25 protein-coding genes and 1 pseudogene are annotated in these 23,218 nt (G+C 46.3%); all 26 read right to left on the bottom strand.

Translation table 11 applies throughout. The annotated features are described in order from the left end of the window. Positions 1 to 32: 32 nt before the first annotated feature. Positions 33 to 632: a DUF1405 domain-containing protein gene (locus tag GLV97_RS09305; protein ID WP_160835799.1), complete on the bottom strand. Its 600-nt coding sequence runs from the start codon at positions 630 to 632 to the stop codon at positions 33 to 35. A gap of 281 nt (positions 633 to 913) precedes the next feature. Further along, a pseudogene (locus tag GLV97_RS09300) lies at positions 914 to 1,672 on the bottom strand (c-type cytochrome); the annotation flags it as partial. A 25-nt stretch (positions 1,673 to 1,697) separates the two neighbouring features. Beyond that, positions 1,698 to 2,372: a menaquinol-cytochrome c reductase cytochrome b subunit gene (qcrB, locus tag GLV97_RS09295; RefSeq protein WP_160835801.1), complete on the bottom strand. Its 675-nt coding sequence runs from the start codon at positions 2,370 to 2,372 to the stop codon at positions 1,698 to 1,700. A gap of 3 nt (positions 2,373 to 2,375) precedes the next feature. Next, positions 2,376 to 2,882 (bottom strand): ubiquinol-cytochrome c reductase iron-sulfur subunit, encoded by a 507-nt coding sequence (locus tag GLV97_RS09290; RefSeq protein ID WP_027954407.1) that lies wholly within the window; start codon positions 2,880 to 2,882, stop codon positions 2,376 to 2,378. A gap of 134 nt (positions 2,883 to 3,016) precedes the next feature. Then, complete coding sequence (locus GLV97_RS09285) at positions 3,017 to 3,472, bottom strand: YpiF family protein (protein WP_160835802.1); 456 nt, start codon at positions 3,470 to 3,472, stop codon at positions 3,017 to 3,019. 101 nt (positions 3,473 to 3,573) lie between these two features. Next, positions 3,574 to 4,134, bottom strand: coding sequence for a ReoY family proteolytic degradation factor (locus tag GLV97_RS09280; protein WP_160835803.1), 561 nt, complete (start codon positions 4,132 to 4,134; stop codon positions 3,574 to 3,576). 30 nt (positions 4,135 to 4,164) lie between these two features. Then, positions 4,165 to 5,418, bottom strand: a complete 1,254-nt coding sequence (locus tag GLV97_RS09275; protein ID WP_160835804.1) for a tetratricopeptide repeat protein — start codon at positions 5,416 to 5,418, stop codon at positions 4,165 to 4,167. Positions 5,419 to 6,064: 646 nt separating this feature from the next. Continuing rightward, positions 6,065 to 7,354: a 3-phosphoshikimate 1-carboxyvinyltransferase gene (gene aroA, locus GLV97_RS09270; RefSeq protein ID WP_160889554.1), complete on the bottom strand. Its 1,290-nt coding sequence runs from the start codon at positions 7,352 to 7,354 to the stop codon at positions 6,065 to 6,067. 17 nt (positions 7,355 to 7,371) lie between these two features. Further along, positions 7,372 to 8,472, bottom strand: coding sequence for a prephenate dehydrogenase (locus tag GLV97_RS09265; RefSeq protein ID WP_160889553.1), 1,101 nt, complete (start codon positions 8,470 to 8,472; stop codon positions 7,372 to 7,374). After that, positions 8,469 to 9,566: a histidinol-phosphate transaminase gene (hisC, locus tag GLV97_RS09260; RefSeq protein WP_160889552.1), complete on the bottom strand. Its 1,098-nt coding sequence runs from the start codon at positions 9,564 to 9,566 to the stop codon at positions 8,469 to 8,471. Before hisC ends, GLV97_RS09265 begins: the two co-directional genes overlap by 4 nt. 13 nt (positions 9,567 to 9,579) lie before the next feature. Beyond that, positions 9,580 to 9,942: a chorismate mutase gene (aroH, locus tag GLV97_RS09255; protein WP_160836473.1), complete on the bottom strand. Its 363-nt coding sequence runs from the start codon at positions 9,940 to 9,942 to the stop codon at positions 9,580 to 9,582. Continuing rightward, positions 9,942 to 11,021: a 3-dehydroquinate synthase gene (gene aroB, locus GLV97_RS09250; protein ID WP_160889551.1), complete on the bottom strand. Its 1,080-nt coding sequence runs from the start codon at positions 11,019 to 11,021 to the stop codon at positions 9,942 to 9,944. The genes aroH and aroB overlap by 1 nt, the downstream gene beginning before the upstream one ends. Next, positions 11,021 to 12,190, bottom strand: a complete 1,170-nt coding sequence (aroC, locus tag GLV97_RS09245) for a chorismate synthase (protein WP_160835809.1) — start codon at positions 12,188 to 12,190, stop codon at positions 11,021 to 11,023. Before aroC ends, aroB begins: the two co-directional genes overlap by 1 nt. Before the next feature lie 133 nt (positions 12,191 to 12,323). After that, entirely contained in the window at positions 12,324 to 13,118 is a 795-nt protein-coding gene (locus GLV97_RS09240) for a CheR family methyltransferase (protein ID WP_160889550.1), read from the bottom strand. A 109-nt stretch (positions 13,119 to 13,227) separates the two neighbouring features. Then, a complete protein-coding gene (ndk, locus tag GLV97_RS09235; protein WP_160835811.1) occupies positions 13,228 to 13,677 on the bottom strand; it encodes a nucleoside-diphosphate kinase in 450 nt (149 codons plus the stop codon). 91 nt (positions 13,678 to 13,768) lie between these two features. Further along, complete coding sequence (hepT, locus tag GLV97_RS09230) at positions 13,769 to 14,740, bottom strand: heptaprenyl diphosphate synthase component II (protein ID WP_160835812.1); 972 nt, start codon at positions 14,738 to 14,740, stop codon at positions 13,769 to 13,771. Between the two features lie 16 nt (positions 14,741 to 14,756). After that, positions 14,757 to 15,464 (bottom strand): demethylmenaquinone methyltransferase, encoded by a 708-nt coding sequence (locus GLV97_RS09225; protein WP_160889549.1) that lies wholly within the window; start codon positions 15,462 to 15,464, stop codon positions 14,757 to 14,759. Positions 15,465 to 15,470: 6 nt separating this feature from the next. Next, a complete protein-coding gene (locus tag GLV97_RS09220; RefSeq protein ID WP_202409577.1) occupies positions 15,471 to 16,268 on the bottom strand; it encodes a heptaprenyl diphosphate synthase component 1 in 798 nt (265 codons plus the stop codon). Between the two features lie 92 nt (positions 16,269 to 16,360). Next, positions 16,361 to 16,585 (bottom strand): trp RNA-binding attenuation protein MtrB, encoded by a 225-nt coding sequence (gene mtrB / locus GLV97_RS09215; protein ID WP_160835815.1) that lies wholly within the window; start codon positions 16,583 to 16,585, stop codon positions 16,361 to 16,363. A 184-nt stretch (positions 16,586 to 16,769) separates the two neighbouring features. After that, positions 16,770 to 17,042 (bottom strand): HU family DNA-binding protein, encoded by a 273-nt coding sequence (locus tag GLV97_RS09210; protein WP_008638574.1) that lies wholly within the window; start codon positions 17,040 to 17,042, stop codon positions 16,770 to 16,772. A gap of 527 nt (positions 17,043 to 17,569) precedes the next feature. After that, positions 17,570 to 19,048, bottom strand: a complete 1,479-nt coding sequence (spoIVA, locus tag GLV97_RS09205) for a stage IV sporulation protein A (protein ID WP_160835816.1) — start codon at positions 19,046 to 19,048, stop codon at positions 17,570 to 17,572. A gap of 173 nt (positions 19,049 to 19,221) precedes the next feature. Further along, the gene (locus tag GLV97_RS09200; RefSeq protein ID WP_160835817.1) at positions 19,222 to 19,950 is read right to left on the bottom strand and encodes a hypothetical protein; all 729 of its coding nucleotides are present in this window, start codon (positions 19,948 to 19,950) and stop codon (positions 19,222 to 19,224) included. Between the two features lie 16 nt (positions 19,951 to 19,966). Then, entirely contained in the window at positions 19,967 to 20,164 is a 198-nt protein-coding gene (locus GLV97_RS09195) for a DUF2768 domain-containing protein (RefSeq protein WP_027954426.1), read from the bottom strand. A gap of 200 nt (positions 20,165 to 20,364) precedes the next feature. Further along, on the bottom strand, positions 20,365 to 20,622 hold the full coding sequence (locus GLV97_RS09190) for a stage VI sporulation protein F (protein ID WP_160835818.1): 258 nt from the start codon (positions 20,620 to 20,622) through the stop codon (positions 20,365 to 20,367). 61 nt (positions 20,623 to 20,683) lie between these two features. Then, complete coding sequence (locus tag GLV97_RS09185) at positions 20,684 to 21,724, bottom strand: NAD(P)H-dependent glycerol-3-phosphate dehydrogenase (RefSeq protein WP_160889548.1); 1,041 nt, start codon at positions 21,722 to 21,724, stop codon at positions 20,684 to 20,686. A gap of 23 nt (positions 21,725 to 21,747) precedes the next feature. Next, positions 21,748 to 23,058, bottom strand: a complete 1,311-nt coding sequence (der, locus tag GLV97_RS09180) for a ribosome biogenesis GTPase Der (protein ID WP_160835820.1) — start codon at positions 23,056 to 23,058, stop codon at positions 21,748 to 21,750. Positions 23,059 to 23,218 lie beyond the last annotated feature (160 nt).

The raw sequence follows: 23,218 nt of genomic DNA, 5'->3' as shown, positions 1-23,218 counted from the left end.
TCTCCCCTCTCATTGTCTGGATTATTTAAATTTTATGAGAGGCGGGCGCGATTTAGACGTTCGGACTTCTTCATAAGGTAATAAGCAGCGCCAATACATACCAGGCTCAGCCAGAAAGTGAAATATCCAATTTCCTTCATGTACTCCATAATAGCCGGATACACAGGCATCTGCTCAAACACGTAATCAATAATATCGTTGTGAAGCGTCCATACAGCAGCAAAAAGGATATGTCTGATACGAATAGCATAATAAGGGGCATACAGCACCCCCTGCACAGCCATGGCACTGTGAGAAAAAATGAGCATATAACCTGTCCATGGCAGAGAGCCGTACTCCATAAACGTCAGAGCGTTCATCACGACCGCCCAAACGCCATACTTAAGTAAAGTGATAAGAGCAAGGGCTTCTATATAAGGAACATTTCTCCCGAAAAGATAAAAGCCGAGAAAGATGGTGAAAAACAAGCTGGCTGTAGGACTGTCAGGAACAAAGATAAGAAAGATTGGATCCGTAACCGCCAGCTGCGGCTCATACCATATGTACCCATACAGGGTTCCTCCAAGATTAATGAAAAATAATAAAATTAAAAAGAGCCGATGCGTCAAAAAATATGATATCATCTGTTTCATCTGAACCGTCCTCCTGTAACAAAAGAAACCGCGCATGTCTCAGCGCGGCATCCATCGATCTATTTCGTTTATTCTTCAGAAGAACCGTTCTCTTCCTCGGAATTTTCTTCTTCAGAGCTTTCTCCCTCAGAAGATCCTTCTTCTCCAGAAGAACCTTCATCTTCGGAAGATCCCTCCTCTTCAGATGAACCTTCACTCTCGGAAGATCCTTCTTCTTCAGATGAGCCTTCACCCTCGGAAGATCCTTCTCCTTCGGATGAGCCTCCTTCACCACTACCGGCTCCGACAACAAACTCAGCGAGCTGCTGCAGTTCCTCATCTGATCCGTTAAAGATACCAGCCGGCATGGCGCCTTTACCATTGACTGCGATATCCTTCACCTGATCAACAGTAAGCTCTGCATCAATTAGTGATGGATAGCTTCCCTGCCCCTGGAGGGCATCACCATGACAACTCAGACAGTTGGCTTCATAAACGGCATAACCGGGAGCTGATTTATCAATCGTTGATTCAACCGCTTCCACGTTTACACCATATTTTTCAGCACGCATTTCGTAATCTGCATGTGTGACAGACTCATAAGTCAGCCAGAATGTGGCTGCAAAACCAAGAATCATAAGCCCTACTGCGATTGGACGCTTGTGAGGGCGCCGTTCCGGCCCGCGGTCAAGAAATGGAGCCAGCAATAGTGCCCCAAATGCCAGACCCGGCATAACAATCGCTCCGAGAACAATATAATCCCCGCCGGCAAATTGATATTTAAGGAATTGATACAAGAACAGGAAGTACCAGTCCGGAAGCGGAATGTAACTCGCGTTGTTTGGATCCGCCTGCTGCTCCAGCGGTGACGGATGGGCAGCGGTAAGTATTAAAAACCCGATGAGAAAGACCGCTCCTACCAGCCACTCTTTCAACAGGAAGTTGGGCCAGAACGCTTCCGTGCGGCCTGGATATTCTGAATAGTCTTTTGGTAAATTGGCTTTTTGTTCGGCAGTGACCCTTGAATCACCGACAAACTTCATCCCTTTTCCCCTATGCACAGCTTTCCCTCCTTCTTATGCTATTTTATAGTGGTCCGGAAATACCTTGTTTACGGATTAAGACAAAGTGGAAGGCCATTAATCCGAACAATGCAGCCGGAAGGAAAAATACGTGGATAGCAAAGAATCGTGTAAGCGTTTGAGCACCAACAATAGTCGGGTCGCCGGCAAGCAGTGTACGGATTTGATCTCCGATAAACGGTGTTGCCGCTGCGATCTCAAGACCTACCTGAGTAGCAAAATATGCTTTGTTATCCCATGGAAGCAGGTATCCTGTGAAACCAAGACCAAGCATGACAAAGAACAAGAGGACCCCAATCACCCAGTTCAATTCACGCGGCTTTTTATAAGCGCCTTGGAAAAATACCCGCAGTGTATGTAAGAATAACATCACAATGACGAGACTGGCGCCCCAGTGGTGCATCCCACGTACGATTTGACCGTAAGCAACCTCTCGCTGTAAGTAATAAACCGATTTCCATGCGTTCTCGATATCTGGTACATAGTACATGGTCAGGAACATTCCGGACAAAATCTGGATAACTGTAACGAAGAATGTAAGACCACCAAAACAGTAAACAAATGCTGAAAAGTGATGCGCCGGGTTGACGTGCTCAGGAACTTCGTGATCCGCTATATCACGCCATAACGGGGTTACATCGACACGCTCGTCCACCCAGTCGTAAATTCTCTGAAGCATGTGTTATGCCCCCCCTCTGTCTTTTGCTTCACCTAAATAAAGCATACCTTCTTTGGTTTCGTGTTCAAAAACAGGTAATGGTGCAGTCGGCGGTGTGCCTGGTACGTTATCGCCGTCTTTCGTGTAGCGGCCTCCGTGGCACGGACAGTAGAATTCATTCGGGTACTCATCATTGGAACCCCAGTCCACTGTACAGCCTAAATGGGTGCAGATTGGTGACAGGGCAACGATTTCATCATTGTCATCCTTGTAGACCCAGGCTGTTTTCTGTACTTCAGATTCATACCAGCCATCCACCTGATCGATGGTCCACTCGAAGCGCTGCGGCTCCTTTGTGATCTCATCGACGGAAGCAACCGATTTCAAATCTCCGCCTTCTTTGGATTTCAAAACGGGATCGATTGCGAATCGAACCATCGGAGCAAGCATACCCGCAGCCATGAAACCGCCTACACCAGTGAGCGTGTAGTTTAGAAACTGACGCCGGGACACCCTCTTTTTATCGCTCATACTTTTCCCCCCTCTATGCTGTAATCCATGCAGCATGGATCGATCACACATGGTTTAACTAGGACATTACCATGATAGCGCAATCTTATAGCCTGGTCAATAAAATATCAAACCTTGTCGGAAGTTTTATCCAGTCACCAGTAGGCCTGGATCAGCTCGCTGATTCCGCGGGCCTGTTCTTTGACAAATGCCTGGGTCTCTGTCGATTTTATGCTTCCGCTGGACATTCCCGGCACCCAGATTAAATGGCCGTCCACATCCGCCTCATATTTCTTCCAGCGGCTGTCGAATGTAAATAGGAAAACGTGTTCAAACGGCTGTTCCCTAAAACGCTGTATCCACTCATTCAACCGATCTTTCTCGTGTTCATGCTTACCCTTCAAGTAGGTATAATCCGGAGATAGAAAAACCCTTCCTTTATATTCTTTCTCAATGAAGTTCATAAATACCTGATTCAATTCCCGCTGAAAAGCCTGGCCGACCATCTGCTGGTCCCCGGCGGGGTCAAATGGGATAAGAGGAATCATCAACGTATCCACGTATTGTTTTTCGGGTAGGTACTGGGTTGTGTCTGCCTTCGTCCATTTCATAAGTATCCCCTGCCTTTGTTATGTACGTTTTTCTATATTTTACTACATAAAAATAAAAAATAAAGTCAGGGAACATCACAGGATGCTCCTGACTTTATTTTTTAATAAAACTCACTCAGTTCCTCTTTCACTTTTTGAAGCCTGCCGCACAACTCCACAAAGACCGTCCGCTCCCCGTTGACTAGAGATTCATCAATCTGGTCTTCAATCTGTTTTCTGCGGTGCTGGAGAAGGCTGATTTTCAAAAGCCGGTCCGCATCATTCTTATCACGGTCGTTTAAATAATAATCTTTAGGAAGGTACGGATTTTCTTCCAGAACGAGTGCGTATTTGGAACATTGCTGTACATTTTCAAAATTCATCTGAATATAAACCGGCTCACCCTGATTCATACGGAGATCATGAAAGGATTTCTCCGCATCGTTGGTCATGACCTGGCCTTTATAAAACCGGAAAGGGGGATCTGAAACTCCCTGCGCGCTGATTTCCATACCACGGGGACAAAATTTCACTTCCTGGACGAAATGGACACTGGATAAAAGAGATTCATGATTCATTAAATAATTCAGAATCCAGACACTTTCCCTCTTCTTCAACTGAAAGTGATTCAAAAACCAGCGGACAAAATCTTTTTTCTCATCCACAGAAATTGGTGTCTGCATATGCGCCCCTCCTGCGCTTTAGTTTTCCATTTATTCCTCATTCAGACGTTCAACGAAATCCTCGATCTCTGTATCAGCAGGGTCAATGGCAAGATACTCCTTGAATACACGGATCCCTTCTTCCATACGGCCGTCCTCGACGAGGAAGTATCCGTAGGATTTTAGAAAGTCGGTATCTTCCTTGAGGGAAATGTAAGCCTGACTGTATTGTTCATAGGCTTCCTTAAATCGTTCTTCTTCTTCCAGGGCCTGCGCGAGCTCCCAGAGATAGTTTGGATCCTCTTCACCAAGGGAAATTAACTCCTGGATCAGATCTATGATCTGGTCATAGTCCCCATCGGATTTATAGTTTTCTATGAGGAAAAGAACCGCTTCCTTATATCCCGGGTCAAGAGCCACCGCTTCACGCATCAAGCGGTACCCTTCTTCCTTGCTGCCCTGTCGGTGTGAGAGACTTCCAGCCAGGTGATATAGTTCTTTGTTGAATTCGTCCTTAGCGAGGCCTTTTTTAGCCATATCGAGAGCTTCTTTAGGCATTCCTTCAGAGTCATAGGCCTGAGCCAGGTGTGGATAAACAGATTGGAAGTATGGATCCTTCTCGATCAATTCCTCCCAGACGTGAATGGCAATATCATTCCGATGCGCCTGAAAAGCCACAAAACCATAACGGAAAAGAACATCCGGATTGTCCTCTTCGACTTTCTGGAAGAATTCCAGCGCCTGCTCAAACTCTCCATTGGCCGCATAGGCTTCAGCCAGCCGCGTGGCAACTTCTATGTCACCAATCACAGGCTGATGGTGCATCGCATTTTCATAGTACGGGATACTCTTGGAGTACTCTCCATTTGAAAAAGCAAGTTCACCCAGAGCAAAATCAATAATAGCTGAGTTCGGTTCCACATTTTTGGCAGCCAGAAGTTTCTGCTCGGCTACTTCGTACAGCCCCTGGGCCTGATACAGGTCAGCAAGCTGTACCAGTGCCTGAAGATAATCCTCGTCTTCAGGTCCGAATTGGTTAAGCAGTTCAATTGCTTCATCATCCTCATCAAGATCAATGTGGATTTCAGCCATCATTACTTTTAATTCCTGCTCTTTTGGGTAGCGTTGAATCAGTTCGTGAAGCACCATTTTTGCTTCTTCCAGCATTCCCCACTGCATGTACAGTTCGGCAATGGTAAAACGCTCCTCTTCATCCGCTTCCGGCAGATAGCTTGTCAGTGTGTTTATTGCATCTTCCGTCTTATGGGCCTCCATTTGACGAATGGCTTTTTGTATTTCCTCCATGATGACATCCTTTCCACATGAAGCACATGCTTGTGATTCTTCACTTTATTTAGATCGGATGGTTTTTCCATCCGTCCGCTCGTTATTTTTGTTTATTGGAACAGCACTATGATATCTGAAATTATCCTGCTCTTCAAACGTTCCGGCTTTCGAAAAGAAAACCACGTCTTTCAGATCAATCATACCATAATGTCCATATAGTGAAGACCACATTTCTAATCAGTCGTTCGACGTTATTTCCATTCCGCTGGCGAATATTGTCCAAGGGTTTCATTCTGACGGGGGTGATAATGAAAAGAAGAACAGATGCCGGGGTGCGGATGTCTGTTTATGTAGAACAGACAGCTTCATGGATGTGGTCATATTCCAGTTATCTGCTGCGTAAGCTATTCACTAGGTGTTCAAACCGATGAAGCAGGTCCTTCTTTTCCGTCGTCTAAGCCGCCGAAAACCAACACTGCCGACCCGAATACGCTTTCAAAAACAACAGATCGTGAAGCTTCATTCCTTTCCTCGTGGTGATCCTGCCTGACACCACATACACGGTTCAGGTCCTATCTCTTAAATACAAAGAAGCTCTCTACGATTACTCACCAGGCAGGCTTTTTATATCGTATGAGAGCTTCAATGAAACTATGAAGTTATTTTAACGAAGTACTTCATTTAAATGTTCGAAAAATGAAGGATAGGAAATATTAATACAGTCTTTATCCTCGATCGTCACGGGATCTGAGCTGATAAGAGAAGCAACAGCGCCCATCATACCAATTCTGTGATCCCCATAAGAGTGAATACTCCCTCCCTGCAGGGAAGCCCCGCCATGAATAATCATACCGTCATCGGTCGCCTCCACATCTGCTCCAAGTTTCGCAAGAGTGGTTACGACCGCTTCAATACGATCGGTTTCCTTGAATTTCAGTTCTTCTGCATCCTTGATGATTGTGGTGCCCTCAGCCTGAGTAGCCGCAAGAGCAATAATAGGAATTTCATCAATAAGGTTCGGAATCAGCTCACCATCCAGCTTCAAAGCCTGAAGACGCGAGCCTCTAACCCGGATGTCGCCGACCGGTTCCCGCCCGATATACGTATGGATCTCTGTGTCAATGTCCGCTCCCATTTGTTTCATTGCCTGAATAATGCCGTCCCGTGTAGGGTTCAGCCCGACATCCTTAATAGTAAGGTTACTGCCGGGAACGATGGAAGCCGCGACAATGAAAAAGGCTGCTGAAGAAATATCCCCGGGCACTTTTATATCCGACGCCTGCGGCTGCTGTCCACCCTGAATGGTGATTACAGAACCCTGAACGTCGATGTCCACGCCGAATTCAGGAAGAAGCATTTCGGTATGGTTTCTTGTCTGTCCAAGCTCGACCACTTTGGTCTCCCCATCTGCGAGCATCCCTGCAAGAAGGAGCGCTGATTTCACCTGCGCACTTCTAACGGTCAGTTCATGGACAGCCCCTTTCAACGTACGTCCGGTGAATGCCAGCGGCAGCAGACGGTTTTGGTTTCTTCCGGAGATTTCCGCTCCCATTTCCTTTAATGGGACGACCACACGATCCATCGGTCGTTTAGATAAGGAAGCGTCCCCAAAAGCGGTGGTGAATAAAGGCAGCCCCGCCAGTACCCCGCTCATCAATCTTGCCGTTGTACCTGAGTTGCCAAAATTCAAAGGGGCTGACGGTTCCTGAAGTCCTTGTATTCCATTTCCGTAAACCGTCAAACGGTCTTCCTTTTGATCAATCCGCACACCCATTTCCCGAAAAGCTTCGACAGTCCTGAGGCAGTCCTCTCCAGTTAGAAAGTTGGTAATGTGTGATGTTCCCTCTGCCAGTCCGGAAAAGATGACAGACCGGTGGGAAATCGATTTATCGCCAGGGACAGACATGGTGCCCTGTAGTTTCTTCGACGTTGGCTGCAATTGTATATCAGTCATTTTTCTGCCTCCCAAGTTTACTGCTGCACCATAACTTCATACTTTCTTTCCTGCAGCACTTTATGACTCAGTTTTTGTTCTTCACTGGTAGCAAAGCTTACCCGCAGGACCCCGGTGATCCCTTCACGGATTTCCAGTATTTGGATGTTCTTTATACTGATCCCATCAGCGGCCAGGAGACCGATCACATCATGAATAGCTCCCGGCTGGTCATGGATATCGACATAAATGTCATAAAAAGCCGGTATAGCTCCCCTTTCCTTCACAGGAAGTCCATCACGGTAAAGCTTGGCTTCTTTTAAGTATTCGAACGTTTCTTCTTCCGCTTCCTCCTTCAGGAAGGTGCGGACTTTATTCATTTCGCTGATCCAATCCTCCAGCATGGCAATCAGAAGGTCTTTATTCTGAAAGAAAATATCCTGCCAGAGCTTCGGATTACTGGAAGCTATCCTTGTGATATCTTTAAAGCCGCCCGCAGCCAGATGTTCAATGTAAGGGTGTGTTTCCTGCCACACTTTTGCCTGATGGACAAGGGATGAAGCAATCAGATGGGGAAAATGGGAGATGACGGCCGTCATCTCATCATGCTCCTCTGTTGTAAACGTCAGAAAACGCGCGTTGGTTTCAGATAGTATAGCTTTCAGTCTTTCCGCTTGTTCCTTTGTTCCCTTCTGAGAAGGGGTCAGCACGTAAATGGCATTTTCAAACAGATGAGGCTTCGCTGCTGTATACCCCTGCTTATGGGAGCCGGCCATTGGATGGCCGCCCACAAAGGAAAGCATCGGATGCGTCAATCGGTTTGCAGCTTTCAACACCTGATTTTTCACAGAGGATACATCCGTGACTAACAACGGTTTCACCAGGTCAATGCTTTCCAGCTGATGAAGGAAATCAATCGTTACAGATATCGGTGTGGCCAGGATACATACATCTGCCTCCACTACCGCTTTAGAAAAGTTAAAGGAGGCCTGATCAATTACACCCTGCTTCAACGCCATGTTCAATGCTGCTTCGTCCCCGTCCATACCGACGACGAAGACATCCTCTTTTCTTGATACATTCATAGCAATAGATCCGCCGATTAAACCTAAACCGACGATCAAGACCGTTTGCTTCATGACTGCTTAACCATTTCAAGTTTTTCTCTCATCGCCTGTTGAATCTGCTTCATATCCTCTTCTTTACCGATAGTCAGACGTATGGAATTCGGCAGCCCGAGCGCTTCACCGGATCGAACGATAAAGCCTTGAGTAAGAAGGTATTCAAACATCTCGTCCCCGCTGATTGGAAGCTGGATTAGAAGGAAGTTGGCCTGTGTATCGTAATACCCCAGGTCATTCTCATCACAAAAACGCATCAGAGCTTTCTTATTTCTGTGATTGGCTTCAACGGTCGTTGAAATGAACTCCTGATCATCCAGGGCTAGTATGGCAGCTGCCTGGGCTACAGTAGATGTGTTGAAGGGCTCCCTTGCAGGCTCAAGCACCTGGATGACATCCGCATCCGCCAAGCCAAAACCAATACGCAGACCAGCAAGACCGTAGGCTTTTGAAAAAGTACGGAGCACCATTAAATTCGGATATTGCTTTAATGCAGCGACCGCATCAAAAGAATCTTCCGCTTCCAGATATTCGTAGTAGGCTTCATCAAGGACGACAAGAACGTGTTCAGGAACTCTGGACAGTACATCTTTTATCGTTTCTTCATTGATATGAACCCCGGTTGGATTGTTCGGTGTACAGATCCAGAAAACGCGGGTGTTGTCATCAATTTGACGAATCATTTCTTCAAGATCATGATGGCCGTCCTTCAATGGAACCTCCCTGACTTCCGCCCCTTCAATGAGGGCATTGTGGCGGTACTGCGGGAACGTTGGTGAAGCCATTACAGTATTGGCACCAGGCTCCAGGAATGTGCGGCAGATGATTTGGACCACTTCATCCGATCCATTCCCAAAAATGATCTGTTCCTCATCCACGCCAAGAAAACCGGAAACCTTTGACCTCACCGCTGCCGCATAGCCGTCCGGATATATTTCCAGCTTGGATACGAGCTTTGGAAGCTCTTCCTTCACGACAGGAGAAAAACCGTATGGGTTTTCGTTGGAGGCGAGTTTAACAATACGGTCAAGACCATATTCTTCCTTCACCTCTTCAATGCCTTTTCCCGGCTTGTAAGGTTTCATCGACTTAAGAATATCTTTTGCTTTCATGGTAAAACTCCTCTCAACTCTTTAAATCAGGGCGCAGCTGAACGGCCTGATGATGATACACATGCTGGATCTCAGACTGCTTTTTATCCGTCCGGGCAGTTACCATGACCCTGATGCATTTCTTCAGACTTCCGGGCACTGGAATTTCCTTCATACACATAACGGGAACATAGGTCCATCCATCGATCTGCCTTAAACTCTTGGCTGGAAAAGTATCCGTTACGTCTTCTGTGACGGTAAAGTAAACAGAAACTATATCTTCCGCTTCCAGTTGATTCGCTTTAATGATGGCGTGCATCATTTCTAATGACCGGCTGATGATTTCGTCCTGTTCATTGTTTTCAACGGTCGTAGCTCCTCGGATTCCTCTAATCATCATCCGTTCCCCACCTCTTCTATTACACATTTTAATTCATTCAACAGTACACTGTCATCCATGGCCTGGACATAAGGATGACCAACCCCATCCAGCAGGACAAAGTTGATCTGCCGGCCGATGGTTTTCTTATCCCATTTCATCCGTTCCACCAGCTTCTCAGCATCAAGATCATCCAGGATATTCAATGGGTAGTGATTGACGCGCATCCAGGTTACATAATCTTTTACCCGTAAATCTTTACTGCTGTTTCTGCTGCTTAATTTGAGAGCATACAACAGCCCCAGAGCGACGGCCTCTCCATGAGTGACTTTTCCGTACCCCAGCTCGGATTCCACAGCATGCGCAAGTGTATGCCCAAGGTTCAGATACTGGCGGATATCCGCTTCCTTCTCGTCTTTTTCGACGATGGAGGCTTTCACTTGTATGCCTTTATATAAGTCCTCTTCCAGTTGAGCGCTTGTCAAAGTGTCTAATGATAAATCAAGAAGGCTGTCAAGCCAGTTTCCATCACTCAAAAAGGCGTGTTTAATGACTTCTCCATAGCCTGAGCGAATTTCCTTCCGGGAAAGCGTGGCAATGGTTTCAAGGTCATATACAACTTTCTGAGGGTTATAAAAGCTGCCAATCAGGTTTTTCCCTCTGGTGTGGTTAATGGCTACTTTTCCACCGACACTGCTGTCATGGGCCAGGATCGTCGTTGGTACCTGGATATAATCGACACCTCTTAAGTACGTTGAAGCGGTAAAGCCCGCGAGGTCACCAATCATTCCGCCGCCGAGGGCGATAATCAATGAGCGGCGATCCAGCTGATGAGTGGTACAGGCATCCAGGAGCAGCTCGTAACACTCCATGCTTTTTGATGCTTCCCCACTTGGAACAACAGCCGTATGAACGTGCTGTCCACCGGTAAACGACTGCCTCACATCTTCCAGGTAATAATCCGATACCTGATCATCGGTGATGATCAGGATGGACTGATACTCTTTTTCCAGCAATGCAGGGATCTTATGACGGATCCCCTCTCCAAGGACAACCTCATATTCATGTGTGCTTGCCTTGATTTGTAATGTTTTCATTAAAAGTCCCTGATTTCTTTTCTGTAATCATCCACCGCACGCTTAAGACGAGGGAAGTAATCGGAAGGAAATTCCTCTGTAATGGCTTTGGCCAGTTCAAAAGCTACGATATGCTCCATGACGACAGACGCTGCCGGGACAGCACAGGAATCTGAGCGCTCGATACTTGCATTAAACGGTTCCTTTGTTTCAATATCTACACTCTGCAGAGGTTTGTATAACGTCGGAATCGGCTTCATAACACCCTTTACAACGATCGGCATTCCTGTAGTCATTCCACCTTCAAAGCCGCCCAGACGGTTCGTTCTGCGTGTGTACCCCTCTTCTTCACTCCAAAGGATCTCATCATGAACCTGGCTTCCCGGTTTCCGGGCTGCTTCAAAGCCTATTCCAAATTCAACCCCTTTGTAGGCGTTAATACTCATCACAGCCTGGGCAATCTTAGCATCAAGCTTACGGTCATACTGGACATAAGACCCAAGACCCGCAGGCATTCCTTCGACATATACTTCGGTGACACCACCGATCGAGTCTCCGTCCTTTTTCGCTTCATCAATGGCTTTCATCATTTTTTCAGCGGCCTGTTCGTCGAACGTACGGACAGGAGAAGCTTCCGAAATTTCCCGGCGTTCGCTCAAGGTTAGGTTTTCATCGACATCACTTACAATGCCTGCGATTTCTCTTACATAACCGGCGACTTCAATTCCCAGTTCCTTAAGGAGAACCTTTGCAACAGCTCCTGCTCCTACTCTTGCGGCTGTTTCCCTTGCTGAAGATCTTTCCAGGACATTCCGCATATCCCGGTGTCCATACTTCATACCGCCATTAAGGTCGGCGTGGCCCGGGCGGGGCTTCGTCACGGTTCTTCGGATTTTATCTGTTCCTTCCGGGAGTGGATCTTCTCCCATAATATCTGTCCAATGCTTAAAATCATCGTTATGTACAACCAGCGTAATGGGAGACCCTAATGTATATCCATGTCTTACACCACTTGTAATTTCTACGAGATCTTTTTCAATCTGCATCCGTTTTCCACGGCCGTAGCCACCCTGGCGGCGTATGAGTGATTCATTGATCTGTTCTCTCAAAAGTGGAAGATGAGAAGGAATGCCTTCAAGTATTGTAGTCAGTTGTTTTCCGTGTGATTCACCAGCGGTTAAGTAGCGCATGAATATTGTCCTCCTGTATAGGTACCCCCGGTGCGGGGGATAAATTTTAGATACTACTATATCATAAGGAATCCCTTTTGTAACATCGAAAAATTCAATTTTTTTCATTATTCTCTTATGAAAACGCTTCAACTTACAACATCAAAGATGTTCGGTTTATCTTTTGGTAAAAAAAGGTATCAAAAACCTTGAAATGATAGTGTTCTGGGGAAAAAATCTGCTCGGTACTTCCTACAAATAAGATACCATCATCCACAAGTGCCCGGTTAAGGTTTCTGTATAATTCCTGCTTAGCTTCGTCAGTAAAATAAATCATGACGTTGCGGCATACGATAAGATCGCACCGGGAAGGGAATTCATCAGCAAGCAGGTTGTGTTCCTTGAACTTCACACGTTTTCTTATATCTTCATCAATCCGGTAAAAAGATCCTTCTTTGGTAAAATGCGCCTGCTTTCCTTCCGGGGACACTTCTTTGAGTGAGCGTTCGTGGTAAAGCCCTTCCCTGGCATGTGCGAGAGCCTGAGGGTCGATGTCCGTGCCAATAATCTCCACCCGGTCGCTGGGAGCCAGACGCGATAAGATCATCGCCAGGGTATAGGGCTCTTCCCCCGTGGAGCAGGCTGCACTCCATATACGGAGACGCCCCCTCTTTTCCAATAAGTGTGGAATCACCTTCTTTTCCAGTACATCAAAGCGCTGCCTGTTCCGGTAAAATTCAGAGACATTGATGGTGATCTTGTTCATAAGCTCCTCCAGAAGTCCCTCGTTCTCTTCCGCCGCCTTGTAGTAGTGGAAGAAGGTACGAAAGCCCCTCTTATCCCGCAGTGATGTAAGTCTCCGCTTCATCTGTGTCTCCTTGTACAGAGATAGATTAATCCCTGTTTTTGAATGGACGTTTTCCGTAAAGGTTATGTAGTCATCTTTCATTCCTGCCCCCCTCTAATCAGTAATCTAACTTTTAGATTACTCTACCGATTCTCCGTTGTAAATATAGAACGGCAGAAACAAAAAAACCGCCCGGAGGCGGTTTTTACGTTCACTCATAGACCCAGGAAAGGCTGTCTTTTTGATAATCTACAAGTTCTCCATCGTTGAAGAACAGGGAGATCTCTCTATCTGCACTTTCTTTTGAGTCGGAGCCATGGATGACATTCTTTCCAACGATCATACCAAAGTCCCCGCGGATCGTCCCTGGAGCAGCTTCCGAAGGCTTTGTAGCCCCCATCATTTGACGAGCAGCTGCTATTACATCCTCGCCTTCCCATACCATCGCAAATACAGGGCCGGAGGTGATGAATTCGACCAATTCACCAAAGAAAGGTTTCTCTTTATGCTCACCATAATGCTCTTCTGCCAACCCCTGTGGAACAGGCATCAGCTTGGCACCAGCCAGCTTGAATCCTTTTCGTTCGAACCTGCTCATAATTTCTCCAATTAGATTACGCTGAACACCGTCGGGTTTAACCATTAAAAAAGTCTTTTCCATGACAAACACCTCATCTTATGTATAGTCTGAAAGCGCTTTTAAATAAGTGCCATAAAAAGTCTATCAAACAATGAAAGGAAAGGCAATAGAATCATGCCCTTCTTTTTCCAATATACTTGGCAATTCCTTTCAATGTCTGCTTGGCACGGCCTGCGGGAAGCTCATTCAAGGACTGATAGGCTTTCTGCAGATACAGGTCGCTGATCTCAAGGGAACGTTGAATGGAACCATTGGTCTGAATGGTTTCGATTAAAGGCTGCAATTTTTCCTTTGTTTCCTCTTCTGATCCTGTGAAAGCTCTTTGCAGCTTCTTCTTGAAATCTGCATTTTCCATAGAGAGAAGCACAGGGAGCGTCACATTCCCCTGGAGAAGATCACTGCCGGCCGGTTTGCCGAGTTCTTCTTCGGAAGCCGTGAAATCCAGCACATCATCAATAATCTGGTAGGACATCCCTACATTGTATCCATAGCGGTAGAGAGCCTTTTCTTTCTCCTCGTCCACATTCGCAGCAATCGCCCCGAGACGACAGCTTGCCGCAATAAGAAGGGCGGTTTTCCTCTTAATCCGACGCATATAGGTGCGGAGATTTTGGTGGACGTTATACTTGTCCTTAATCTGTTCGATTTCACCCAGACATAATTCGACCATGGTTTTAGCCAGAATCTGATGGGCCTTCGGGTTTTCAAGAACCGACAGCGTTTCCAGGGAGCGGGCAAATATGTAATCCCCTGTATACATAGCAATCCGGTTGTCCCATCTTGCTTTGATGGTGGGCTCTCCTCTTCTAAGCTCAGCTTCATCAATGACATCATCATGAACGAGCGATGCAGTATGGATCAGTTCAAGAGATACCGCAACGGCTTTCATTCGTTCAATGTCATAATCGCCGAATCTGCCCCCAAGAAGAACGAATACAGGGCGGATCCTCTTCCCTCCCGCCTGGAGAAGCTGGCTGGACGCATCCCTCAAAACGGTGTTATTGGACTGAATGGTATCATTGACTGCATCTTCAATTACAGCCAGGTCATTTTTTAGAAACGAGTAGATCATGGCTAATTTCATTGTAGTTCATCCTCGGTTAAAGCTTTTCACCCATATGCATAGCTGCAACGCCGCCTGTATAGGATTTGACAATGACATTGGAAAGACCAGCTTCCTCGAACATCATTTTTAATTCTTTTTTACCAGGAAAGTCCTTGGCGGATTCGTGAAGCCAGCTGTATTCCTGATAGCTCCTGGCAAATATCCTGCCGAAAAGCGGCATAATGTTTCCGAAGTAAAGGTAATACATCCGCTTAAAAAATGGATTTGTCGGCTGAGAAGTTTCCAGACAAACGACTTTGCCGCCAGGCTTGACGACCCGGAACATTTCCCGCAGCACCTGCTGGTAGTCAGGGACGTTCCTTAAACCAAAGCCAATGGTTACAAAATCGAATTGATCATCCTCGAATGGAAGAGCCATCGCATTCCCATGCTGAAACTCGACCTGCCGGACTCTTCCGGCCAGTTTTTTCTTGATACCGACAGAAAGCATATTCTCACTGAAATCCAGGCCGGTCACTTTCCCATTACCGCCGACGGCTTCCGCTAGAGCCATTGTCCAGTCACCTGTTCCACAGCAGACATCCAGGGCCGTATCCCCGGGCTGGACGTTCATGCGTTTCATGACGTCCCTCCGCCACAGCCGGTGCTGTTGGAAAGAAATAATGGAATTCATACTATCATAACGTTCGTATATTTTCTCAAACACGTGGTGTACCCGTTCTTCTTTAGTCTGTGGATCCATAAACACTTACCCTTCTTCCGCTATCTGTCTATGATTAAATTGATGATGAATGGCTGCATGGACGTAGGATTTCAGCCAGTTGAAATGAATAGGCAGCTGGGAAACCGCTGTCTCAAGATGGTGTACGTGATTTTGAAGCATCTGCTCAAGGTTTCCGATCACCTGTCCCTGATTACCGAATAGTCCGGACCTTTTTACAAGGGCTTCAATTAACGGGGATACGTTCCCTTCCTGATAGCTGCGTTTTTCCTCCATCAATTTTTTGGCAAGGAGCCACTCTCCGGCCATATCATTGATAGCTGTTTTTTGAACATAAGCAGCCACCCTCTGGATGAGCAGCGACTCAATCTTTTTCACACCCTCAAGGAATTCCTGGAAAGACTCTACATCCTTATAGTACAGCTCCATCTTAAGTTCATTGATTTCCTTGATGGCTCCAGCAAGCGTGTGGATCATTGGAATATCATTCAACTGGGATAATAGATAATAATAGAGCCCGCTGAAATAATCGCCGGCCAATACTGTCAGCTGGCGGTGTCTCACTGTTTCTTTATCATCCTCGTCATCAGTTAAGGTAACCAGATCATGGGTGTCCAGAGCGATTTGTACAAGCATGGTCGTGATGATGTACTGCTCTTTCTTCTCCACCGTCAGCGTTGTATGGTTCATAATGGAAGATAAGATAACAAGTTTGTCGTCGTCGATGTGCGGCTCAGGTATAAAACGAACCAAATAAGGATGGCGGACCTTGGCTGCGATTTTACTTTTGAGCTGCTTAATATCGTTATCTGAAGAATTCAACATGATCACCCGGTCCCTTCCTGAACACTAATAAACATTCCTATTGTAGCATATTTCGCCATTCTCTGTATGTATCGGACAACAGAGGACATCCATCACTCTGCGTCGTTGGTCATTTCCCCGTGGCTCGTCTGAATAACCGCCTTTCCGCGTACTTTAACAGCGGATGTATGCTCTGTAAACTGAGCAATCATCACTTCATTGCGGTCCAGCTTTTCGGAATGGTGGAACCTTGTATCCGTCCCTCTCGTAAGACCGATGACATTCACACCATCTTCCAGTGCTTTAATTACGAAAAAATCGTTGTTGGATGCAGACATCGCAGGAGCCCTCCTTCTTTATCTTAACTATGTCTTAATGAGCCGTCTTTGTCAAAATATCCACCCTGTTGAATGAGCTGGATGGAACGATTCAAGAACAGTATGGACGCCTGTACGGCTTTTTACTATGAAAAAAAGGAAAAGGGTGCAATGTGCACCCTTTTCCCAAGCCCTATGTAGCTGATTATTTAACCGCATCTTTAAGGGCTTTACCAGGTTTGAACGCTGGTACTTTGCTTGCAGAGATTTCGATCTCTTCACCAGTCTGCGGGTTACGGCCTTTACGTGCCGCACGCTCACGAACTTCAAAGTTACCGAATCCAATAAGCTGGACTTTGTCACCATCTTTTAGTGAATCCATGATAGATTCGAATACAGAATCTACAGCTTGAGTCGCATCTTTTTTAGAAAGGTCTGCTTTTTCAGATACCGCATTGATTAGATCTGTTTTGTTCATGACATTCACCTCCTCCCGAGAAGGTTAAACTCATTCAAGCGGTGTTAAAACCGCTATAAATGTTTATTTAACGGTCATCATTTGATGACAAGCCTTATAATAAACGAGTTTTTCACGAAATTCAATAGACAATCCTTTAAAAAACGCGTTACAATGCGATTTCAACGCTGAATAGTTGTTCATTGCCTATTCAGGTACGGAAATGTCCGAGAATTGAAAAAAACATCTCAAAGCCCGTCATGACAACGTTTGTACCAGTATGAACATCTTCTCATAAGTTAATACGACGTTCTATTTAAAAAATCCTTCATTTCAAAGTTTTTCAGGAAATTTTTTTTGAATTTCTTCGTCTGGAAAGCCTGAAAACACAAGGTTTCCAGAAAACCGCCCTTCGTGAAAGCGCTCCATTCCGTCCGTCCAGACAGCTGCGCCATCCCCCATTCCCTTTAAAAGAGGCCGGTCATTAAACCGCTTCAGCTTATGAATCCATTCCAGAAAAAAATAAAAACGGCTCTTAATAAGAGCCGTTACAGAATAATTGCAATCATTCCTCCTGAACCTTCATTGATAATCCGCTCCAGCGTTTCCTGCAGTTTATACCGGGCATTTTCAGGCATTAATGCCAGTTTCGCCTGAATGCCTTCTCTCACAATGGAACTCAGGGAGCGGCCGAAAATGTCGGAATTCCAGATCGACAATGGATCGTCCTCAAAGTCCTGCATTAAATATCGAACGAGCTCTTCACTCTGTTTCTCTGTTCCGATAATCGGTGAAAATTCGGATTGTACATCTACTTTCACCATATGAATGGAAGGGGCTACCGCCTTGAGCCGCACACCGAATCTGGACCCCTGCCTGATGATTTCCGGCTCATCAAGTGTCATATCCTCCAGCGACGGCGCTGCAATGCCATAGCCGGTCTGTTTCACCATTTGGAGAGCATCGGCCACCTGATCATATTCCCGTTTCGCGTGAGAGAAATCCTGCATAATCTCCAACAGATGATCCCTGCCCCGGATTTCTTCTCCTACAATTTCCTTGAGCACATGATCATATAAGTGCTCCGGTGCCTGGAGGTCAATTTCAGCGATCCCTTCACCAAGATCCATGCCTGAAATATGCGCCCCTGTTATATACTCATACTGATCAAAGTTTCCTACAACCTGGTCTACATCACGCAGACGCTTAATGTCCTTGACTGTATCTTCAATCGCCGTCTGCAGATTCGTTCTCAACCAGTGTCTGGAATCCAGGACCATCACCCAGCTTGGAAGGTTTACGTTCACCTCAAGCACTGGAAATTCGAAAAGCGCTTCACGAAGGACACTCTGAACATCTTGTTCTCTCATACTTTCAACAGAAAGAGCCAGGCACGGAATATCATATTTCTCTGAGAGGGATTCCCTCAGATGCTCCGTGTTCGGGTGATGAGGCTGGGCAGAATTAATGATCATAATAAAAGGCTTACCGACTTCCCGCAGTTCCTCAACAATTTTTTCCTCAGCCTCGACATAGTCCTGTCTCGGTATTTCACCGATGGTACCGTCTGTTGTGACAACAATGCCGATCGTCGAATGCTCCTGGATGACTTTCTGAGTCCCGATTTCAGCCGCTTCATGAAACGGGATGGCCTCCTCGTACCATGGCGTGTGAATCATTCTCGGCCCGTGTTCATCTTCGTAGCCGACAGCCCCGTTGACAGCATAACCCACACAGTCCACCATCCTGACCCTGATATCCAGATGGTCATCTATTGTAATATTAGCCGCTTGGTTAGGGACAAATTTAGGCTCGGTGGTCATAATGGTTTTCCCAGCTGCACTCTGCGGCAGTTCATCCAAAGCACGTTCCCTGTCTGATTCCTCATCCATGTTGGGTAGTACAACAAGCTCCATAAATTTCTTTATAAATGTTGACTTACCTGTTCGTACGGCACCGACAACACCTAAATAAATATCTCCATTTGTCCGTTTGGAAATATCACTGAAGATATCAACCTTTTCCAAAGGATCCCCTCCCAAATGTGATTTCACCACCATACAAGCCTAGACACTCTGATTCTATGACGTTGTCCCAGGTAAATATGTCAGAAATCTATAATCACGTCGTGGGGACCGTTCCGACGGAGCGGATGGCCGCAGAGAGCAGAAAAAACCGCCCCCATTTGGGAACGGCTCACTCAGGAAGAAGGAGACGCATGTAAAAACACAGGCTCTCCTTCTTCCACCGTATAAGCGGTTGAATAGGCAGGAACGATCGGCGTATGATCCGTCAGAAGAAAACGAATATCCTCGCCCGCCTTATAGGCATGGTCTTCGGATCGAAGATACGCATAGAGGTCTTTCCTGTAATCGATGTAGACCTGTCCCTGCTCATCCAGATAAACAGGCAGACGCTGGTCTGAATAAGGACTGTCAATCATTGGCGGTTCGTCCATACCAATCTTCTCATAGTCCAGCTCGTACACTCCCTTGGACACAAAATCACCAAGAGGAGGATAACGGTTGTTATCTTTATAGAATTTGACCTTCACTTGAAGAGACCTGACTTCCTCCGTCGTCCGAAGGTCCAGCACTTTCACCGTTGGATCCGTTTCCGGATGAATAATGACGTACTGATAATGCCCCCCGTTTTCGAAGGATGTCCCGGGGAGTTCTCCAATAATGTTCATTTCCTTCAGCTTGCTGAATTCAATCGGATATTTTTGAAAGACCGGTGTGTCCTGGTCCTTCGTCTTAATGGGAAGAAGCCCGTCTGTTCTCTCCTGATAGGTATCTACCGCCTCCTGGACCATGTTCAGCTGCTGATCATTGGGAACCTGGTTTTTCTGGAGTCTTTCTTGAGGATACAAACACCCGGTTAACAGGAAAAGAAGAATGAGAAGCCCTGAGCAGCGGAAAATCTTCATGCTGTTTCCTCCTTCGTCAAGCGGTTGGGCCGCTGAGTACAATGTAGAAAATAATCAATCCGCCCACAATCATAAATAGATAGGCAAAAACGGCGGTAACGGCCGAAAAAATGCCTTTCAACTTAAATCTGCTTAAATAGATTAAACCTATGGCAAGGAATAAGGAGATGATTCCCGCAAAGGATATGTACATGTTCAGCATGGATTCAGACATAAGTGGCCCTCCTTTGATGTACATTCGACTTTTGATATTATATCATATCCGGTTCGTAAACGGATACATAAAAAAAGCCGGGGCGTTCCCACCCCGGGTGACTAAACAATTCCCTGACCAGCTCATGTGTAATGATTGCTGCGTGTTATCTTATGCATACGATGGAAAGTCCGCCTCCTCAGGCGCCCACCCGTTCGTAATTATTTCAAGAATTTACCTAACGTATTCAAATCCAGAGGCATATTCTGGCTGATGACGGCTTCAACAATTTTGTCTTCCTTCTGTTTCGATATGTTTTTGCCGGCGACCTGTGCCAGCTGGCGGACCAGTCCACGTACCGTTTTCTCATCAGAAAAATCGGCGTGCTGGACCTTATCAGCGACCTTGAATACATCCTGAGCATCGATGTCTGCTTTTTTCTTCAGGTGATCAAAAATACTTTTTTGAAAATCACTCATGAACAATTGACCTCCTCGTGCATTAGGTTCTGTGTAGTATATGCACAGAGGTCCATATGTGTCAGTCATTCATCCGCTGGTCCAGGATATTTGTCAAATCCTCCATTTCATGCCTGCGGATTCTTGTCATCAGCTGATCGACAACGTCCCGCGGGCTTTTATCCTCAAACAGGATTTGATATATACCTGTGGTGATCGGCATTTCAACGTCCTGATCGGAGGCAAGCTGATAAGCAGCCTTGGCTGTTCGAACCCCTTCGACGACCATCCCCATATCTTCAAGGACTTGTTCAAGCCCGCTGCCCTGCCCAAGCTTGTATCCTGCCCGCCAGTTTCTACTGTGGGAACTAGTACATGTAACGATCAAATCGCCGATTCCGGTCAAACCCGAGAATGTCAGAGGATTCGCTCCCATCGATGTGCCGAGACGGGCAATCTCAGCAAGCCCCCGCGTAATGAGAGCAGCCTTGGCGTTATCTCCATATCCTAAGCCGTCTGAAATACCGGCCCCCAGTGCGATGATATTCTTTAAAGCACCTCCGAGCTCTACGCCGACAAGGTCCGGGGACGTGTAGACACGAAATTTATGGTTGATATAAAGATCCTGGACTTTCTCAGCCACGGATAAATCAGAAGCAGATACCGTCACGGTCGTCGGCTGCCTGCGGCTGACTTCCTCGGCGTGACTCGGTCCTGATAAAACGACAATATCCTCATAACTTTCCCTCGGGATTTCTTCAGCTATGATTTCAGATACCCGTTTATATGTTCCAGGTTCAATCCCTTTCGCAGCATGAGTGAGGATGACCTTTTCTTCTAACAGGTCTTTCAACCGGGCACACACTTCACGCATGGCTTTTGTCGGAACGGCCAGAAGAATATGGCGCGCCCCCTTTACGGCTTCTGCCATTTCATGGGTGGCCTGAAGGTGTTCAGGCAGTTCCACACCTTTCAGATACTTTTCGTTTTTATGTGTATGGCTAATTTCATCAGCCAGGCTCTTCCGATGCGCCCACAAATGGACATCATGACCATTATCAGCCAGAACGAGAGCCAGGGCTGTCCCCCAGCTCCCTGCACCTAAAACCGCAATCTTTTCCACAGTATCTACTCCCTTCCTACAGCTTAACTCCGTTTTCTTGCAAAGATTTTGATTGGAGTTCCTTCAAATCCAAAGGCTTCCCGGATCCTGTTCTCCAGGAATCGTTCGTACGTGAAGTGCATAAGTTCAGGTTCGTTCACGAATACCACAAAACTCGGTGGTTTCACAGACACCTGCGCGGCATAGAAGATCTTCAGCTTCTGACCTTTAATAGAAGGTGAAGGATTCATAGCCAGTGCGTCCATAATAACTTCATTCAACAAGTTGGTCTGCACCCGTTTCGCATGATTTTCGCTGACTTCCAGCACTCTCGGAAGCAGGGTGTGAATTCTTTTCTTCGTTTTAGCTGACAGGTAGACAATCGGAGCATAATCAAGGAATCGGAAGTTATCGCGGACTTTATCCTCGAATTCCTTCATTGTTTTTTCATCGGTATCCAGCGTGTCCCATTTATTCACGACAATGACGACAGCTTTACCGGCTTCATGGGCATACCCCGCGATTTTCTTATCTTGTTCCTGTATCCCTGTATCCGCATCAATTAACGTTAAAACAACGTCGGAACGCTCAATCGCTTTCAAGGCACGCATGATGCTGTACTTCTCGGTAGATTCGTACACTTTTCCGCGTTTGCGCATCCCCGCTGTGTCTATAATGACATAATCACGGCCATCTTTCGTAAACGGGGTATCCACTGCATCCCTTGTAGTCCCAGCAATATCACTGACAATGACGCGCTCCTGTCCCAGCAGACTGTTCACCAGCGAGGATTTCCCAACATTGGGTCGTCCAATCAAGCTGAACCGGATGGTATCATCGTCGATTTCCTCCTGGATTTGTTCAGGGAAATGTTTAACCACTTCATCCAGCAGATCCCCAAGGCCGAGCCCGTGCGTACCGGAAATCGGGAACGGTTCACCAAAACCGAGGGAATAGAATTCGTAGATGTTTTCCCTCATTTCCGGGTTGTCTACTTTATTGACAGCCAGTACAACCGGCTTATTGGATTTAAAGAGAAGTTTAGCCACTTCTTCATCGGCTCCGGTAATGCCGTCCCGGCCATTAACCATGAAGACGATAACATCTGCTTCATCAATAGCCACCTGAGCCTGTGCGCGCATCTGCACAAGAAGAGGCTCATCTCCGATTTCAATTCCACCTGTGTCAATGATATTAAATGTGGAAGTAAGCCATTCGGCTTCTGCATAAATCCGGTCTCTGGTCACACCGGGTGTGTCTTCTACTATAGATATTCTTTCTCCAACCAGCCGGTTGAAAATGGTTGATTTACCGACATTCGGTCGTCCTACGATCGCAATTACTGATTTTCTCATGAAAGGATCATCCTTTCTTCATTCTATTTTCATTATTTCATGTTTCAACAGCAGTGAAAAGCAAAAAAAGACTGCTCCCCTGCGGCTTGATGGTTTCCGCCCATCACCCGAAGAACAGCAGCAAGCCATTAACTTTCTTATCTTAGCAGACTTTAGGAAA

The sequence above is a fragment of the Halobacillus litoralis genome (assembly GCF_009856355.1).
In the GTDB taxonomy this organism is placed as follows: domain Bacteria; phylum Bacillota; class Bacilli; order Bacillales; family Halobacillaceae; genus Halobacillus; species Halobacillus litoralis_B.
This window is presented reverse-complemented; position numbering and strand designations above follow the sequence as displayed.

What these genes read in the sequence shown, in the direction of transcription:
- GLV97_RS09305 (WP_160835799.1), bottom strand. Translation starts at nt 632, where the DNA reads ATGAAACAGATGATATCATATTTTTTGACGCATCGGCTCTTTTTAATT.
- qcrB (WP_160835801.1), bottom strand. Translation starts at nt 2,372, where the DNA reads ATGCTTCAGAGAATTTACGACTGGGTGGACGAGCGTGTCGATGTAACC.
- GLV97_RS09290 (WP_027954407.1), bottom strand. Translation starts at nt 2,882, where the DNA reads ATGAGCGATAAAAAGAGGGTGTCCCGGCGTCAGTTTCTAAACTACACG.
- GLV97_RS09285 (WP_160835802.1), bottom strand. Translation starts at nt 3,472, where the DNA reads ATGAAATGGACGAAGGCAGACACAACCCAGTACCTACCCGAAAAACAA.
- GLV97_RS09280 (WP_160835803.1), bottom strand. Translation starts at nt 4,134, where the DNA reads ATGCAGACACCAATTTCTGTGGATGAGAAAAAAGATTTTGTCCGCTGG.
- GLV97_RS09275 (WP_160835804.1), bottom strand. Translation starts at nt 5,418, where the DNA reads ATGGAGGAAATACAAAAAGCCATTCGTCAAATGGAGGCCCATAAGACG.
- aroA (WP_160889554.1), bottom strand. Translation starts at nt 7,354, where the DNA reads ATGACTGATATACAATTGCAGCCAACGTCGAAGAAACTACAGGGCACC.
- GLV97_RS09265 (WP_160889553.1), bottom strand. Translation starts at nt 8,472, where the DNA reads ATGAAGCAAACGGTCTTGATCGTCGGTTTAGGTTTAATCGGCGGATCT.
- hisC (WP_160889552.1), bottom strand. Translation starts at nt 9,566, where the DNA reads ATGAAAGCAAAAGATATTCTTAAGTCGATGAAACCTTACAAGCCGGGA.
- aroH (WP_160836473.1), bottom strand. Translation starts at nt 9,942, where the DNA reads ATGATTAGAGGAATCCGAGGAGCTACGACCGTTGAAAACAATGAACAG.
- aroB (WP_160889551.1), bottom strand. Translation starts at nt 11,021, where the DNA reads ATGAAAACATTACAAATCAAGGCAAGCACACATGAATATGAGGTTGTC.
- aroC (WP_160835809.1), bottom strand. Translation starts at nt 12,190, where the DNA reads ATGCGCTACTTAACCGCTGGTGAATCACACGGAAAACAACTGACTACA.
- GLV97_RS09240 (WP_160889550.1), bottom strand. Translation starts at nt 13,118, where the DNA reads ATGAAAGATGACTACATAACCTTTACGGAAAACGTCCATTCAAAAACA.
- ndk (WP_160835811.1), bottom strand. Translation starts at nt 13,677, where the DNA reads ATGGAAAAGACTTTTTTAATGGTTAAACCCGACGGTGTTCAGCGTAAT.
- hepT (WP_160835812.1), bottom strand. Translation starts at nt 14,740, where the DNA reads ATGAAATTAGCCATGATCTACTCGTTTCTAAAAAATGACCTGGCTGTA.
- GLV97_RS09225 (WP_160889549.1), bottom strand. Translation starts at nt 15,464, where the DNA reads ATGGATCCACAGACTAAAGAAGAACGGGTACACCACGTGTTTGAGAAA.
- GLV97_RS09220 (WP_202409577.1), bottom strand. Translation starts at nt 16,268, where the DNA reads ATGTTGAATTCTTCAGATAACGATATTAAGCAGCTCAAAAGTAAAATC.
- mtrB (WP_160835815.1), bottom strand. Translation starts at nt 16,585, where the DNA reads ATGTCTGCATCCAACAACGATTTTTTCGTAATTAAAGCACTGGAAGAT.
- GLV97_RS09210 (WP_008638574.1), bottom strand. Translation starts at nt 17,042, where the DNA reads ATGAACAAAACAGATCTAATCAATGCGGTATCTGAAAAAGCAGACCTT.
- GLV97_RS09200 (WP_160835817.1), bottom strand. Translation starts at nt 19,950, where the DNA reads ATGAAGATTTTCCGCTGCTCAGGGCTTCTCATTCTTCTTTTCCTGTTA.
- GLV97_RS09195 (WP_027954426.1), bottom strand. Translation starts at nt 20,164, where the DNA reads ATGTCTGAATCCATGCTGAACATGTACATATCCTTTGCGGGAATCATC.
- GLV97_RS09190 (WP_160835818.1), bottom strand. Translation starts at nt 20,622, where the DNA reads ATGAGTGATTTTCAAAAAAGTATTTTTGATCACCTGAAGAAAAAAGCA.
- der (WP_160835820.1), bottom strand. Translation starts at nt 23,058, where the DNA reads ATGAGAAAATCAGTAATTGCGATCGTAGGACGACCGAATGTCGGTAAA.